The organism is Variovorax sp. RTB1 (assembly GCF_035018765.1).
In the GTDB taxonomy this organism is placed as follows: domain Bacteria; phylum Pseudomonadota; class Gammaproteobacteria; order Burkholderiales; family Burkholderiaceae_C; genus Variovorax.
On sequence record NZ_JASJXG010000075.1, the window covers coordinates 1 to 16,024 of the forward strand.

Genomic DNA, 16,024 nt, shown 5'->3' on the forward strand with positions numbered 1-16,024 from the left:
CAATGACGGTACGTTCCATGATGGTCTCCATTTGGATGTTGACGGTGGGATCGTCAATCTGGCACTTCCCGCGGCGCGGTGCAAGCAGCACCAGCGGTAGGAGGGAGGCGCCCATACCATCGGATCAAGTCCGAAGATGGCACGCTGCCTGCATCACGCATTGCATGAAGCAACAGACTCTCGCCATGGCCGGTGACCAGAATGCGTAGCACCAACAGTTCAGAAGGCCTACGCGCCGCGACGCTTTCCTGGCCACGATGGAGCGCTTCGCTCCTTGGAAGGCTCTATGCGGCGTGATCGAGCCGCACTATCCGAAACCCGGCAATGGCCGCCCACTGGTCGGCCGGGCACGCCCAGTCGGCGTGCCGCTTGGTGGCCTCCGACCGATTCCGACAGCCTGACAGCCTCGACCTTGAATTCTTCCGTGTACTACCGCTTCGGCAGTTTGCTATCTCGCATTTCGATTCACCATACATCCGAAGTTTCCAACTTCTTGATGTACGTGGAATCGAGGCAGGGTCAAAGCGTCTTGGTGGTTGCCGCAATGCAGCGCCCGTGCACTGGTTAGTGCTCAATGACCAGCGTCTGCTGCGCAGCTGAGTATTTGGGCTTGGCGCGCGCATAGGCCGCGCGGTAGGTCCGAGCCCTGCTCATACGCCGGGCGCCAGCTCTTGAGAGCATTCTCTGTCGGGTAACCCGGCTTGTGAATGGTCTCGGCGACTCGTTTGCCGAGTTTGATTAACAGCTCGACTGCTCGGTTTCGATCTTCGTAGGAATACATGAACTACTTTCGGGTAGTCCAAGAATTCCGCCTCACCCCCGGTGGGGGTGCGGCGCCGCCCTGCCCCGGGCCCGTCGAGAAAAGTGAATTCGTTCAAACCACGATGGTAAAAGTATGACTGCCCTTGTGGCTCGTCAGCTCACCCGGTAGCAGATCGGATGAGTCAATGCGTCACCATGTCGCGTTTAGACGGTAAGCAGGGCACGCTTGCGTCCACCCAGTTGAGTGAGTCGACGCAGCCATAGTGCACCGGAGAGAGTCGACAGAACACAGCCCGTCGAACTGCAACCGGGCGTCTTGCGTGTGCGCAGCGATGGCAAGCGCGTCTATGCCGCGGACTTCAAGGCCGAACTGGTGCGCCAATGCTTGATACCGGGCACCTCGGTGGCTGCGACGGCCATGGCGGTGATCGGCCTGCCCTCGGGAACACGCGTTTGGATTGCCGCCTGCCACACCGACTTGAGAAAGGGCTTCGACGGGCTTGCCGCGCAGGTGCAAACCGCACTGGCGGCCAATCCGCATTCGGGCCATGTGTTCGTCTTCCGCGGGCGTCGCGGCGACATCATCAAGGTGTTGTGGTCCGATGGCCAGGAATTGCTGCTGTTGGCCAAGCGATTGGAGAACGGTCGCTTCGTGTGGCCGCAAGCCACCTCGGGCAGCGTGTGGCTCACGCCAGCGCAGCTGTCGATGCTGCTCGAAGGCATTGACTGGCGCATGCCCGCACGCACTTGGCGGCCCGAGATGGTGGTGTAAAAAATAGTCGATTTCCAGAAGCGCCGGTTCGCTTCACCCAAATAGGTCCGTTTAAGTCCCAAGCCTACATCCAGCACGCGTTTTCGTTCGTACATTGCACATGTCCACGAACACGCCTGATCTGTAAAAGCGCGCCAACGTTATGTACAACCTTGCGAATCGCAGTATTGAGCCGCTGCCTTCGAGCGACTGATGCAGCGGATCCACCGACTCATCGCGCTATGGCTGACGACGGCCTGCTTGGTCGTCGCTTTACCGCTCCAGTCGGTTTCCGTGGCGATCGTCGGTCTCCTTGGCGCCAAGCATGTGCACCGAACGTTTGAGCCCACCGCACTGTCCCAAGCGTCGATGAGTGACTGGAGAGATTTCCGCCGAACCGAATTCGACCATGTGAAAACGGCGAATTACCCGCATCATCATGAAAGTGGACTGCGTCACCATCACGATTCCGACGATGAAAGCGTGGTGAATCTAGAGACACCGACGGACGGGGACGGAACATCTTCAGAAAACCTGCAAGCCGGAGCAGGTTTGTTGTTTGTCGTTTCTGAAAATGTTGCGCTAAGGATTTCAACTCAGGAATTGCGCAACAGTAGCTGGCGGGCGTTTACCGACGAAGCTTTCTCCAGTGCCAACCTCCGGCGACTCGACCGTCCGCCGATGAGCGTGGCCTGAGCAGTTTCCCGCACGCCGCGCTGTGCGGCGCGGTGCCATAGCGCTGATGAATGCCCGTCGCAGTGCAGTGCAGTGCAGTGCAGTGCACCCTGAACCTTACTTCGTGTGAGCGCGTCCCGCACATGTGCGCGCGCGTTTCGTGAAGGTTGCCACGCGCCGAAGCTTTAGCTTTCGGCCGGGCTAGAGGCGCACTCCTTGCGCCTCGTCCCGCTGAGACGACCCGCCGCTTTGCCACTTGACAACGCGGAACAAGCCCTTGCCGAAAATCGAGCCGCCGAACTGTTGCGCGGCTTTGGAGAAAACCGTGCTCTCTTCATTCAAAACCCTCGATTTAGACAGGGGCCGCTTGGGTCCCGCTGTGCGTGGGACCGCTTACGCAAACCTCAGCGCCCCTCGTATAACGCTTCTCTTGGCTTCAGCGCTTGCCGGGGGAGCCTTTGCGCAATCACCGGCTTCAATCAACGAGCCGACCAGTTTGGCGCCGACCATCGTTGAAAGCTCGCGCAACAGTCAGCTGGGCATTGCCGACTCGGCCAACGCCGGCGTTGTCACGCAGCAGCAACTGGCGGCCCGAACCGTCTATCGGCCGGGAGAACTGCTGGAAGCCACTCCCGGCCTGATCGTGAGTCAGCACAGCGGTGAAGGAAAAGCCAATCAGTTCTATCTGCGCGGCTTCAACCTTGACCACGGCACGGACCTTCGCACTACCGTAGACGGGATGCTGGTCAATGAACGCAGTCACTCGCACGGTCAAGGCTGGACGGACCTCAATTTCCTGATGCCGGAGCTGGCGACGCAGCTTGACTATAAAAAGGGGCCTTATTACGCGTCCGAGGGCGACTTTTCTTCGGCCGGCGCAGTCTCAGTACGCTACGCAGACAAGCTTGACCACGGCATCGCGAGCTTGGGGTTTGGTCAAGGTGGCTATCGCCGGCTATTTCTGGCTGACTCGCCCGCGTTCGGCGATGGCACTTTGCTCTATGCGCTGGAAGCTTTTCGCAACGACGGTCCGTTCGTTCACCCTGACGATTACAAGAAGCTGAATGGCGTACTTCGCTACAGCCAGGGAAACGAGGCCAACGGTTTCAACATCACCGGTATGGCGTACACCGCCAAGTGGAACGCGACTGACCAGGTCCCCAAGCGAGCCGTTGACAGTGGGGGGTTGTCACGCTTTGACGCCATCGACCCCAGCGACGGTGGCAACTCAAGTCGCTACAGCCTGTCAAGCGAGTGGCGCAACACCACCGCCAGTGGTTCGACCAAGGTCAATGCTTACGTCATTCAGCAGCGGTTGAATCTCTTTTCCAACTTCACCTATTTTCTCGACGACCCTGTCCACGGCGATCAGTTCAATCAGCCCGACCGACGTATCACGACGGGCCTGAAGGCTGCACACACTTGGCAGACTGGGGGGTGGGGACAGGCGTCCCAGACAACAGTCGGTGTTCAATTGGAGAATGACAACATACACAATGGCCTTTACAGCACGGTCGAGCGGCAGCGCCTGTCTACAACCCGCCAGGATCACATTACGGAAAGCAGTTTGGGTTTGTTCGCGGAGAACACAACCTACTGGAGCGATTGGTTTCGAACCGTGGCCGGCTTGCGCACCGATGCCTACCGATTCAAGGTCGACAGCGACAACGCATTGAATTCGGGCAAGGCGCGAGCCAGTATTGTTAGCCCGAAGCTGGGCCTGATTTTTGGCCCTTGGGCGAAGACGGAGTACTACATCAACGCAGGCACCGGTTTTCATAGCAATGATGCACGGGGAACGACCATCCGTGTGGATCCAAAAACGGGCGATGCTGCGGATAGAATTGCTCCGCTCGTACGCTCCAAGGGCGCGGAGTTGGGCGTGCGAACCGAGATCGTCAAAGGCTTGCAAACATCCCTATCGGTATACCGCCTTGACTTCGACTCTGAACTTATCTTTGCGGGCGATGCCGGGACCACTTTTGCGGGACGGCCCAGCAGGCGCGTGGGCTTCGAGCTTTCCAACTACTACAAGCCCTTCGACTGGCTGACCATCGATGCCGATGTTGCCCTTGCTCGCGCCCGATTCAAGAATTTCGACGTTGTGGGAAATCGTATTCCGGGAGCCGTCGAAGGTGTGGCGTCGATCGCGTTGGCAGTCGACAATGTTGGAGCGTTCTATGGCGCTCTACAACTGCGCTATTTCGGTCCTCGTCCTTTGCTGGAGGACAACAGCGTGCGGTCCAAGAGCACAGCGACGCTGAACGCCCGCGTCGGCTACAAAATCAACAAGTCAGCACGGGTTGAGCTTGAGGCATTCAATCTGACGAACCGTCAGGATTCAGCGATCGACTATTACTACGAGTCACGTCTGCGCAACGAAGCAGTTTCCGTCAACGACATTCATTTTCATCCTATCGAGCGGCGATCACTGCGGGTAAACGTCACGATGAATTTCAATTAAGGCGCCGCTGACCCCGGACGGTCGTTCAAGGCGGACCTGATCCTGCAGAGCCTTGTGCCCGGTGCGTCCGTCTCGACCATTGCTATGGCCGCCGGCATCAACGCCAACTTGCTGTTCAAGTGGCGCCGAGACCATCTGCGCCTGATGCGAGCGCCCTCGACTGGCGCCGAAGCACTGGTGCCGGTGCTATTGACTTTCATCGATTCGTTTGCGTACTGCATCGGCCGGGTGCCGGCTTCTTCATCTGTCATCAAAACCGCATTGGATTGCAACGCGATCTTCAGCTTTGCATTGTTGGCCGGGATGACTGCGCGGTACCGCATCGCTGGCAGAGTTACTCGCATGACGTTCGACGAAATGCTCGCCGATCACGCCGCGCTCAGCGGCGACATGCAGCGCTCGCAGGAGGCCATGAAGATCGCGCTGCTCACCATCGAGAAGATAAAGGTCGAGCTGACCTATTTGCGGCGCATGAAGTACGACCGCTTCAGCGGGCGGATTCAACGGGTCGATGCAACACACTAAGGAGACGCTGAACATTGCGCATCGCAGCGCGAGTTGACGACATGGCAACGCGATACGCCCTAAAGATTGTCCGACTTCACGATTAGAGCCTTCACGGCATGCGTTTTGACCTCTTTCGAGGTCGCTTCCACGTTCAAGACGCACCTTGGGCATGGCAGTCCAGGAGCGCCTTCTTGGCGATGACCGGATTGGCCAGACCGAACAAGCTGAACAGCTGTGCCGTGTTCCTGGCCAGCCCTTTGTAACGCGTCTTCCGATGTCGAAACAGGTTCTTGATCACATGGAACGGATGCTCGACCTTGGCGCGGATGCTGGCCTTTATCTTCTCCGCACGTTCGGCCAAGTACTGAGGCTCGATGAATTCATTGAACTTGCGCCGCTTGCCCCGACGCATGGCCACGTGCCAGGTCGGTCCTTGCGCTTCAGCTCGCTTGCACGCCCTGGTAGCCAGCGTCTCCGAAGGCCGCATGCTCCTCACCATGCAGCAACGCATCGGCGACATTGAGGTCACTCACGTTGGCCGCTGTGCCCACCAATGTATGCACCAGCCCGGACTGCGCGTCGACCCCGATGTGCGCCTTCATCCCGAAGTGCCATTGATTGCCCTTCTTGGTCTGATGCATCTCCGGGTCGCGCGTGAGGTCTGCGTTCTTGGTCGAGCTTGGAGCCGCGATGATGGTCGCGTCCACGATGGTGCCGGCACGCATCAAAAGGCCCTGCTCGGCAAGGTACGCGTTGATCTCGTCGAACAGGGACTTGGTGAGGTCGTTGTCCAGCAGCAAGCGCCTGAACTTGAGCAACGTGGTGGCATCGGGCACCGATTCGCGCGACAGGTCGATGCCCACGAAGTCGCGCAGTGCTTGGCTGTCGTACAAGGCATCTTCCAGCGCCTCGTCTGCCAGGCCATACCACTGCTGCAGGCAGTACATGCGCAGCATCCGGGCGACTCCGATCGGCTGACGGCCTACACGTCCACTGGTCGGATACAGCGGCTCGATCACGGCAATCAAGCGGCTCCAAGGCACGACACGCTCCATCTCGGCAAGAAACTTCTCGCGGCGCGTTCGCTTCTTCTTCAATGCGTACTCGGCGCTGGCAAAGCTGCGTTGGTTCATGTCCGTTGCCCTCGAAATTTGATGCTCTCGGTGCATGCATGAGGCGTGCCGGGATCTATCAATTGATCAGCGTCCCCCTAGCGGTAAGGCTGTTGCGGCCCATGGCGCCGAACCCGCATGATCCAGGTGCTGGCGGTTCTCACCACAGCCTTGCTGTTCGGCGGCATGGCCCTGTATTCGTTCGGCTTCGCGGCCTTCCTGTTCACGGCCTTGCCCCCCGACGTTGCAGGCGCCACACTGCGGCGCGCGTTTCCAGCGTTCTATCTGTTCGTGATCGCGGCCGCGGCAATCGGCGCGGGCCTGCTGTGGCCTCTGGATGCGGTGGCTGCCGGGCTGATGGCGGCCATTGCCATCACGACAGTGCCCTCGCGCCAGTTGCTGATGCCGGCCATCAATGCCGCCACCGACCAAGGGATGCGCCAGCGCTTCAAGTGGCTGCACGGCATGTCTGTAGTAATTACGCTGGCGCACATCGTGGCTGCTGGCGCTGTGCTGGTGCGGCTGGTCTGAGTGAATCACGCCCTCAGAACTGGCGGACGAATCTCTCAGGCAGACGTGGGACTTTTAAGCCGCATGGCATGAGGGGCGCAGAAGAGACCGCAAAGCACGTCGGCGCCCCGCCGAATTTCTTAACGAACGGTTCGCCGAAGGTAGGCGAAAAATTCATCCAGTTGAGTCGACTTGTCGAAGATGGCATCCCCCCCAAGCGCACTGCATCTGGCCCGCATCGCATCGGTGCAGTAGTTGGTTAAAACAATGGCGCGCTGGTCGAAACTTCGCCCGATCAGTGCTGCCAGGACGCCAAATCCCTTTCCATGTGGGTAGAACAGGTCGATAACCGCGTCGTCCCATACGTTGGCGTGGTCGTGAAACCAGGCAACGGCATCGGCTTCATTGTCGGCAAAGCCAACGAGCCTTGCGTTCGCCAGTTCCACCATGCTCGGCATCAGCTCGTCACGTATGACCTGAATGTCTTCAACTACGAAAGTAGCACGGTTCATCGAAGGCAATCCATCCACGACAGCGTAACTTGCGCGCTCGTCGGTCCTGTGCGCCGAGGGGGCCTAGCGCATGTAGTCCGTCCCGTGCGTGACTAACACTGGAGTGTGCGGTGTAGCACATACGAACAGAGGCTTAGTCGGCCTGGCGCGGCTGATCGATCCATCGAAGGGAGGGCTACTGTCTTGGAAACGCCGTTCGATTCAAGCATGGAAATGAAGCACCAATGCTCTCTGCCCTGGGGCGTATAGCCAACCGATGCTGCGATGCCTGATCGTCAACGCCCGATCGCGCTCATCAGCGATGCGATTTCGACAGGTTTTCCAAAGACAAAATCATAGCCAAGCTCGAGTGCATCGAGCTTGGAGATGTCGGCCGCAACTGCCACCATGATGGGCGCTGCGTCGCCCAGGACCGCCCTGATGCTGGCGACCGGCGCCAAACTGTCCAGCCCGGCCATTTTCAGGTCGGCAATAACCGCCCACGGACGTGTGGATAGCACCGCCGTCATTGCGCTTGGCCAATCGCGGCGAACATCGATCGTGCAGCCTGGCTCGACCAGACAGATCAGCTCCGACAGCGCCCTTGATGAATACGGATCGCTGTCCATCAGAACAATCGATCGCAGCGCACCGGTTGCCAGCGCCGAAGGCAGTTTGCGACTTTCCAGCACGTGGATCGCTGCTTCGGCCAGGATCTGCAAGTCCAGCATCTGGCCTTCACTCAGTTGGTGCGGCTTGGTGTCGTAGACGCAAAGGGTGCCGACCGTCTGCTGTCCAACGGTCAGGCGCGCCGCTGCGTAGAACCGGACGAAGGGCGCACCGGCCACGAAAGGATGCGTCGCAAAGCGCGGATCCTTGGAGGTGTCTTCCACTACGACAATGTCAGTTGCCGTGTTGAAAAACACCTCGCAAAACGACGCGTCCGCGGGCGATTGCGACATCGGCAGACCGACGCATGCCTTGAACCAGTCGCGTTCAGTGTCAAGCAGGTTCACCATGCCAATCGGTACATCGAGGCTGCGCACGAGCAGCTTGGTGAGGTCGTCGTAAATCTTCTCCGGACTGCTGTCGAGAATGGCCAGTTGCCTGAGTTGATCGAGCCTTTCGGCATTTGCGCGCATGCCTCAGTTTAAGGCCGCGCTATGCGGTACCCCAACGGCGCAAGGGACGCGCACGTTGGGCTGCGACTCGATGGGCGACTGACGTCGGCGCCTGCGTGTTTTTGGCCTATGCGGCGGCGTGGGACTTACATTTCCCAGGATCTCGCAATCCCGGTCTTGGGATGTCTTAAGGCCCGCGAATGCGCCGACGCAATTCCGGCGAAAGGGTCAAATCCAGACCCGCCCCAACATAGTTGACGCCAGCCACCTACTGATCTATGACCTATCGGCATGCATTTCCTCATCGCTGCCGCTTCGTGCGCCCTGGCAGCGGGCGAGGCGCTCGGCGAGCACCCGCATGCGCGCGCGCTGCTGCGGCGCGCACGAGGAAATAGCGCAGGCTTCTGCTTCTCGGCCGACTCAACGAAACCGCGGCCGTGCTCACCGCGCTCGGTGGCACAAGCGCGCCCACTGGTGACTGCGCGCTGCCACCCTCGCTCCTGGTCGCGGTCGATGTTGAAGTCGACGAACTAAGCTAGCCAGGTCACCAAACCTCGCTAGCCGCTCAACGAACCACGCTAGCGCGGCTGCGATAAGAGCCGTAGCGCAATTCCCACTTGCGCCGGCTGACGTAACCAACCTCGGTGGTCGGCGCACTTGTCACAGCCGGTACCCAGGGGTGCGGGGGCGCCTTGAGGTGCTTGCATGGACTCTCATGGGTCCGGAATCAGCAAATTACATGCCGAACCCACCAGGCCCGAAAGCACGTTGCCGCCGACAACCGCCCAAGGCTGCACCAAAGCTCCGACCGACACGGCCCGCCCTGAAATGACGATACCGGCCAACCAGTGCGACACCAGTACGGTGACCAGAATACCTATGCCCGCCCGCCGGACGGCACGCCGCCATTCACGTGAATCGACACGTGCGCGGGCCGGCCACAACTGGACGATGAACTCACGGAATCGCTCGGAGAACGACTTGCGGCGCGGTCCCAAGGCGCGGCTCGACTTCACGCATTGCGCGCGCGACCGAGCAATGCATACAGCAGGATCGCGCCGAAGGTCGCCGTACCGATCCCGCCCAGCGCGAACTGACCGAACTTCAAAGTGAAATCACCAGTGCCGATGATCAAAGTAATGGCCGCGACGATCAGATTGCGGTTCTGCGAAAAGTCGACCTTGTTGTCGACCCAGATCTTGGCGCCTGCCACCGCGATCAACCCGAACACCACGATGCTCACCCCGCCCATGACCGGCAATGGAATCGCCTGGATCAGTGCGCCGAACTTCGGCGAGAAACCCAGCAGCAGCGCGATCAGCGCGGCCACCACGAACACTGCCGTCGAGTAGATGCGCGTGGCCGCCATGACGCCGATGTTCTCCGCATACGTCGTGACGCCGGTGCCGCCGACCGAGCCGCTTACCACGGTCGCGATGCCGTCACCGATGAAAGCGCGGCCCATATAGCGGTCGAGATTGCGGCCGGTCATCGCGGTCACGGCCTTGAGGTGGCCGAGGTTTTCGGCGACGAGGATGATCGCCACCGGCGCGATCAGCAGCATGGCGTTGCCGGTGAATACCGGCGCGGTGAACGCCGGCAGGCCAAACCACGCTGCATTGGCGATGCCGCTCAGGTCGACTGGCTTGCCGAGCCCCAGGCCATTGGTCAAAGCGGCATAGACGAGCGTGGCGAGCACCAGTCCCGCGAGGATCAACAGCCGCTGCAGCATGCCGCGTCCGAACACCGCGACCAGTCCGACGCACAGGAAGGTGGCGGCCTGCATCCACGCATCGAAGTTGCCCGCCGCCATGTTTTTGATCGGCACGCTGGCCAGGTTGAGTCCGATGACGGCGACCACGGCGCCCGTGACGACCGGTGGCATGAAGCGCTCGATCCATCCGGTGCCGACCCATTGCACCAATGCGCCGATAGCGATATAGACGACGCCGCACGCAACGATGCCTCCGAGCGCGACGGCGAGGTTGTCGTTCGGGCCCTTGCCTGCGTAACCGCTGGCCGCGATCACCACGCCGATGAAGGCGAAGCTCGAGCCCAGGTAGCTCGGCACGCGCCCGCCGGTCACGAAGAAAAAGATCAGCGTGCCGACACCGCTCATCAGGATCGCGATGTTCGGGTTGAAGCCCATCAAGATCGGCGCCAACACAGTGGCGCCGAACATGGCGATGACGTGCTGCACGCCCATGGCCGCGGTTTGCGGCCACGGAAGACGCTCGTCGGGCGCGACGACGCTGCCGCTGATGGCCTGGACTTCGCGCCAGCGCGGAAAGTAGGAATCGGACATGCGGTTTCCTTTAAACGAGCACGGTCGCCACAGCGGCTCTTGGACGCAGTGTCGCCATGATCAGATACGTGCCGCCACCGATGAGCACCCCGAAGAACCAGCCGTACGTGTTCCACCAGGCCGGCAGCAGATTCGTGAAGTTGGGCAGGATGGTCGAGAAGATCGAACCGATCGCCACCGCCACAAGAGCGTTCACGTTCCACCCCCCCTCGTAGCGGTATTCGCCGAACTCCTGATAGAGCGCCGCCACATTGATGTTGCCCTTGGCCACGAGGTAATAGTCGACCAGGATGATGCCGAGCAGTGGCCCCATCGTGGCGCCGATGGCATTCACGAAGTGCGCTGCATTGCCTTCCCACGGTGCGAAGGGATACAGCACGAGCGCGATGGCGGCAGCGATGTAGCCGCCCTTCTTGAAGTTGATCTGCTTGGGAAAGACATTGGAAATATCGAAAGCAGCCGATACGAAGTTGGCCACCACGTTGATGCCGAGCGTCGCGACCGCGAACGTCATGGCTGCGATCAGCGCCAGCACCCAGCTGTCGAACTTGGCTGAAATTTGCTCGGGGTGCAGCAGCACTTCGCCGTAGACCTTGAAAGCCGCGATGGTGGTCACGCCGGCGACCAGAGAGAAAGCGATGAGGTTGACCGGCAGGCCCCAGATGTTGCCCTTCTTCACCGCATCCTTGTTCTTCGCGTAGCGGGAAAAGTCGCAGAAGTTGAGGTAGAGCGCTGCGAAGTAAGTGATCCACGTGGCAGCGACCGCCGTCAACGCCCAGAACGAACCGGGCTCGCCGGCAACGCCGGCGTCCTTGGTCTTGGCAAGCAGGACATCCATCGGAATCCCGTGGTCGAAAGAGAAGCCGCCCGCTTTCACGCACAGGCCGATCGCCAGGATCAGCATGGCAACCCACACGGCCGGCCCGGCCCAGTCCTGGAACTTGCGAACAGTCTCCATTCCCCGCTGGATGATGAGGAGTTGCAAAGCCCAGATCACGACATAGCAGATCACCTCCAGCCCTGAATGGCCTAGGAAGTGCGTGCCCTTGTGAAAGTCCATCAGGGCGTCGCTTCGGATCAGCAGTGCGACCATCGCGCCCGAGGCTGCCGCGGTTTGGGCGCCGTACCAAAAACACGCCACTACCGCGCGCACGACGGCCGCCAGGTTGGCGCCCCATACGCCGAACGAGGCGCGTGCCAGCACCGGGTACGGCACTCCTGTCTTTTCGCCGGCATAGCCGATCAGGTTCATGAGAGCGAAGATCACCAGCGAACCCAGCCCGATCGCTATGACGAAGTTGACGAAGCTGCCGCACAGGAGAAAAAGACTGGCGGCCAAGTAGTAGCCCCAGAGACTGTGCACGTCCGAGGTCCACACATTGAAGATGCTGAAGGCTCCCCAGTTGCGTTCCTTGGCCGGCGCCAGGTCCTCGTTGTAGAGGCCTGGGGAAGGGTTCTTGATTTCCATGGTGACGTTCCTTGTGCTCGCCAGCGCAATGCCACACACGCTGGTATGCAAGAACTGTATGCACTTTTGCATGGAATCGTGAACAGGGTTTTTCCGGGTTTTGGAAAAAGCGTCGGTCGGCATGCCAGAACCGGCGCGGCATTCATGCCGGGGGTTGGGCGTGACCGGCGAATTTTGCGTCGCGTCGCCCTCAGCAAGAGGCAGCTTCGATGGCGCACTCGCAGGCTTCTAACGACGGCGATCGAGCGAGCACCAGTCGCTCAGACGGGTATCCGCAGCAATGGAGTTCAAACGTTTGCGTAAGCCACCATGCCTTCGACTAGCGCGTCGAAGGTGACGCGGCAGCGTGGGCTGCCACGCAAGTCTGCATGCATCGTCACCCAGGTCTCGAGCGGCAGCGAGAACAGCTTTGGCATCACGCGGACCAAAGCGGGATCTCGCTTGGCCAGCGGCACCTGGCACATGCCGATGCCTGCACCAGCGCGAATCAGCGCCAGCTGGGCAAGGTTGCTGTCGCTTCGCAAAGAAAATTGCTCACGTCGCAATCCCTTGAGCGACTTCTCGGCCTGGCGCAGATAGGCCGTCATCTGGTCGTAGCCGATGGAGGAATGACCGTGCAGCTGACCGACGTTGCGAGGGGTACCGTGGCGGTCCAGATAGTCGCGTCGGGCATGCAGGCCGAGCTCGATCCGGCCGATGCGCCGCGCCACCAACTGCTCTTGTTTAGGTGCCGCCATCCGCACAGCGATGTCCGCCTCGCGCAGCAACAGGTCCTGCACCCGATCTGTTAGCACCAGTTCGATCTTCAGGTCGGGATGTGATTCACGCAGCCGGGCCAGCACCCCTGGCAGCACCTCGACCCCCACCACGTCGCTGCAGCTGACCCGCACGATCCCTTTGATTGCGACTCCGTCTCCGCCCTGGCTTCCGGCCGCACGCTCGAGCGCCGCTGCCGTGCTTTCCATCGCCTGCGCATGGCCGCGCAACGAGGTAGCCGTCTCGGTCGGCAGGAGGCCTGCCTGCGACCGGGTGAACAGCACCACGCCAAGCGCCTTCTCCAGCGCCGCAATGTGACGCCCGACGGTGGGCTGCGTGATGCCGAGCGCGCGCGCCGCTCCCGACAACGACCCCTCGGTCAACACCCCCAGAAACGAGCGATACAGCTCCCAGCCAATGGTCGTTGAAGTCATACGTAAATGTATGGTCGCTGGGCGATGTTGGCCAATTTCATTTGTACCAGTCTCCGCTCAGACTTCGCTCATCGACGAACAATCTTTGAAACAAGGAACACGAAATGGGCAACGACGGCAACGACGGCATGACGGTTCTCGTAATGGGGGCGACGGGCGGCATCGGGGGCGAGGTAGCCCGGCAGCTTCGAGACGCAGGATGGAGAGTTCGCGCGCTGACGCGTGGGACCGCTGGCACCGCACCTCGCGATGAAGGTCTGACATGGCTGAAGGGCGATGCCATGAGCCATGAGGACGTGATGCGGTGCGCGGAGGGTTGCAAAGTCATCGTGCACGCGGTCAACCCGCCCGGCTACCGCAACTGGGAGACGCTCGTGCTGCCGATGCTCGACAACACGATTGCCGCCGCCGCGGCGCACGGCGCCACCATCGTCCTGCCAGGAACCGTCTACAACTTCGGACCGGACGCATTTCCGCTCCTCGACGAAGACTCTGCGCAGCATGCGGTGACGCGCAAGGGCATGATCCGCGTCGAGTTGGAGCGGCGCCTGGAGGCGGCGAGCCGACAGGGTGTCCGCTCCATCATCGTGCGCGCCGGTGATTTTTTTGGGCCCAAGCCCGGGAACAGCTGGTTTGCTCAAGGCTTGCTGAAGTCCGGTCAGCCGGTTGCCTCGATCGCCAACCCTGCCGAAGCGGGCGTTGGTCACCAGTGGGCGTACCTGCCGGATGTAGCGCAGACCATGGTTGAACTGTTGGCCCGCCGCGAGGCACTGGGCGCCTTTGAGCGCTTCCACATGGCGGGACACTGGGACGCCACCGGATTGCAGATGGCACAGGCGATTCAGCGCGTCGTCGCACGCCGCACCGCAAAGGCTCCGCCCATCAAAAGAACGCCATGGTGGCTGATGCGGGTGGCCGCGCCGTTCGTGCCGACGCTGCGCGAACTTCTGGAGATGCGGTACTTGTGGAAAGAGCCGGTACAGATGGTCAACAGCCGGCTGGTCCAAGTACTGGGACGCGAGCCGCACACCCCCCTGGATCAGGCGGTCGAGGCTTCGCTGATCGGCATGGGTTGCGTGCACGTCTCGTCATCACCAGGCGTGCAGCCCGTCAGTTGTCCAGATGCTGTGTGAGGGGGATACAGTCGCGAAATATTGAATGCCGTCGCGGGACATCAAGGCTTGTCGATCTACGCCATTGCCAAGCTCGCGGATGTGCCGTACCGGCGGGCCCATGCCCACGTTGGCAGGGTGATTGAACTGTGCCACAACCAGACATTCGTGACGCGCACTCAGCTCAACCGATGTGGCATCAACAGGCAACCTAGCCATCGCTTACGCCAATTTTTTCAGGGCGACAGGAAGGAAAGTGAGGAAGCGCTCAGCGCCGTCGCAGTCGCTCTCGATCTCCGCCTATGTGGATCGACTCAACCTCGTTCTCGCGACCTTCTGGTCGACGGCTGTTGCCTCAGCACGCGGCACCAGCAGCGGCATCGCCACCAGCGCACAGGCGCTCGCAGCGAGCCACACCATCGGCCAGCCTTGTAGGGCGAGCAGATGCGGGATCGAGAAGGGCGTGACGAAGCACACCAGGAACACGCTGGTGTTAGCCATACCCAGCGCGGTGCCCGCACGCGCCGCACCGGCCAGCGTGGCGAGTTCGGTGAACGCGACCCCGTGCCAGGCCGATACGCAAACACCGCTCACGCCCAGCAACACGACCAGCGCAATGCGCAGCGCCAATGAATCGGCGGCATGCGTGCCTGCGGCTATCACCAGCACTGCGAGCCCTGCGAACAACCCCACGCTGAGTGCGCTGCAGGCACGCAGGTAGGCCGGGCGGTTGCAGCGGCGGTCGGTCCAGCGGCCGCTCCACACGCGCATCACCATCGCTCCCACCTGCGTGAAGACCATGGTGGCGGTGATGGTCGCCAGGCCCGCATGGCCGAAGTCGTGCAGGAAAATGGTTCCAAAGGACAGCACCGCGAACTGCGGCGCGCAGAGGATGCCGATGCCCAGCACGATGCGCCAGACGCGCGCATCGTGAAGCGGGCTGGCCTTCGATGCGAGGGCGGCTTCGGTGAAGTTAGCGGTGGTGCGCGGCGTGATCGCTGCAATGGGCGGCTCATGCACCCAGGCCCAACTCATCACCGCGCCCAGCGCGCACAGCACCGCCAGCAGACCGTAGAGCGCAGCGAAGCCGAAGTGCAGCGCTACAAAGGGCAGCGCCAGCGCGCCGATGCCCCCACCCAGCGGCACGGCGGTCTGACGGATGCTCATCGCGAGCCCGCGCTCGCTGGCGTCGAACCAGGTCATCACCGCACGGCCGCTTGCGCCGTTCACGCTGCCGCCCAGCAGGCCGACCAGCAACAGCCCCGCTCCCAGCAAGCCGAGGCCGGGGATATGCCGCACATTCGGCGCGGCCCAGATCGCCATCGCCAACAGCGCAAGCGCGGTGCTGCCCAAGCCGGTCAGGAGCACCGGCCGGTCCCCCCAGCGGTCGGTCAAGAGGCCCCACGGCAGCTCGCTTACCGCTATGCCCAGCCCCATGAGGCCGAGCACCAACCCCAGTGTGGCGTTGTCGAGCTGGTAGCCGGTTCGCATGAGCACCGCAGTCATTGGAATGCCGCTAAAGGCCACGGAAAACGCCGCGTTAGAGGCGACACCTG

13 protein-coding genes and 3 pseudogenes are annotated in these 16,024 nt (G+C 61.4%); 7 read left to right on the forward strand and 9 right to left on the reverse strand.

The annotated features are described in order from the left end of the window. Positions 1-164: 164 nt before the first annotated feature. A pseudogene (locus QN397_RS26835) lies at positions 165-353 on the forward strand (IS5/IS1182 family transposase); the annotation flags it as partial. Positions 354-567: 214 nt separating this feature from the next. On the opposite strand, the pseudogene QN397_RS25145 reads toward QN397_RS26835, so the two are convergent. After that, a pseudogene (locus QN397_RS25145) lies at positions 568-781 on the reverse strand (IS3 family transposase); the annotation flags it as partial. A 225-nt stretch (positions 782-1,006) separates the two neighbouring features. Between QN397_RS25145 and tnpB the strand changes: the two are divergent. The 4 genes and pseudogenes from tnpB to QN397_RS26840 form a co-directional block, all read left to right on the forward strand. Beyond that, on the forward strand, positions 1,007-1,534 hold the full coding sequence (tnpB, locus tag QN397_RS25150) for an IS66 family insertion sequence element accessory protein TnpB (RefSeq protein ID WP_416352366.1): 528 nt from the start codon (positions 1,007-1,009) through the stop codon (positions 1,532-1,534). A 192-nt stretch (positions 1,535-1,726) separates the two neighbouring features. After that, on the forward strand, positions 1,727-2,209 hold the full coding sequence (locus tag QN397_RS25155; protein ID WP_323502308.1) for a hypothetical protein: 483 nt from the start codon (positions 1,727-1,729) through the stop codon (positions 2,207-2,209). Between the two features lie 457 nt (positions 2,210-2,666). Next, a complete protein-coding gene (locus QN397_RS25160) occupies positions 2,667-4,652 on the forward strand; it encodes a TonB-dependent receptor (RefSeq protein WP_416352367.1) in 1,986 nt (661 codons plus the stop codon). A 33-nt stretch (positions 4,653-4,685) separates the two neighbouring features. Then, positions 4,686-5,177, forward strand: a pseudogene (locus tag QN397_RS26840) (hypothetical protein); the annotation flags it as partial. A 133-nt stretch (positions 5,178-5,310) separates the two neighbouring features. Here QN397_RS26840 and QN397_RS25170 read toward each other — a convergent pair. Then, positions 5,311-6,292, reverse strand: a protein-coding gene (locus QN397_RS25170; RefSeq protein WP_323502309.1) for an IS5 family transposase whose coding sequence is annotated in 2 segments (ribosomal slippage) — positions 5,311-5,611 and positions 5,610-6,292 — 984 coding nt in all. Because the reading frame shifts where the segments join, the coding sequence is not laid out codon by codon here. 117 nt (positions 6,293-6,409) lie between these two features. Between QN397_RS25170 and QN397_RS25175 the strand changes: the two genes are divergently transcribed. Then, positions 6,410-6,802, forward strand: a complete 393-nt coding sequence (locus QN397_RS25175) for a DUF4149 domain-containing protein (RefSeq protein ID WP_323502311.1) — start codon at positions 6,410-6,412, stop codon at positions 6,800-6,802. A gap of 119 nt (positions 6,803-6,921) precedes the next feature. On the opposite strand, the gene QN397_RS25180 is transcribed toward QN397_RS25175, so the two are convergent. The 6 genes from QN397_RS25180 to QN397_RS25205 form a co-directional block, all read right to left on the reverse strand. After that, positions 6,922-7,293, reverse strand: coding sequence for a hypothetical protein (locus tag QN397_RS25180; protein WP_323502312.1), 372 nt, complete (start codon positions 7,291-7,293; stop codon positions 6,922-6,924). Between the two features lie 275 nt (positions 7,294-7,568). Beyond that, complete coding sequence (locus tag QN397_RS25185; RefSeq protein WP_323502313.1) at positions 7,569-8,414, reverse strand: GAF domain-containing protein; 846 nt, start codon at positions 8,412-8,414, stop codon at positions 7,569-7,571. Positions 8,415-9,106: 692 nt separating this feature from the next. Then, positions 9,107-9,391, reverse strand: a complete 285-nt coding sequence (locus tag QN397_RS25190; protein WP_323499188.1) for a hypothetical protein — start codon at positions 9,389-9,391, stop codon at positions 9,107-9,109. Positions 9,392-9,405: 14 nt separating this feature from the next. Beyond that, positions 9,406-10,698, reverse strand: a complete 1,293-nt coding sequence (locus tag QN397_RS25195) for a solute carrier family 23 protein (RefSeq protein ID WP_323502314.1) — start codon at positions 10,696-10,698, stop codon at positions 9,406-9,408. 10 nt (positions 10,699-10,708) lie between these two features. After that, the gene (locus tag QN397_RS25200) at positions 10,709-12,166 is read right to left on the reverse strand and encodes an NCS1 family nucleobase:cation symporter-1 (RefSeq protein WP_323502315.1); all 1,458 of its coding nucleotides are present in this window, start codon (positions 12,164-12,166) and stop codon (positions 10,709-10,711) included. A gap of 287 nt (positions 12,167-12,453) precedes the next feature. Further along, positions 12,454-13,356 (reverse strand): LysR family transcriptional regulator, encoded by a 903-nt coding sequence (locus QN397_RS25205; RefSeq protein ID WP_323502317.1) that lies wholly within the window; start codon positions 13,354-13,356, stop codon positions 12,454-12,456. 104 nt (positions 13,357-13,460) lie between these two features. Here QN397_RS25205 and QN397_RS25210 point away from each other — a divergent pair, with 104 nt between their 5' ends. Beyond that, the gene (locus QN397_RS25210) at positions 13,461-14,489 is read left to right on the forward strand and encodes an NAD-dependent epimerase/dehydratase family protein (RefSeq protein ID WP_323502318.1); all 1,029 of its coding nucleotides are present in this window, start codon (positions 13,461-13,463) and stop codon (positions 14,487-14,489) included. A 279-nt stretch (positions 14,490-14,768) separates the two neighbouring features. Here the strand turns inward: QN397_RS25210 and QN397_RS25215 are convergent. Then, positions 14,769-16,024, reverse strand: a 1,256-nt coding sequence (locus QN397_RS25215; protein ID WP_323502320.1) for an MFS transporter, incomplete at its 5' end; no start/stop codon positions are given.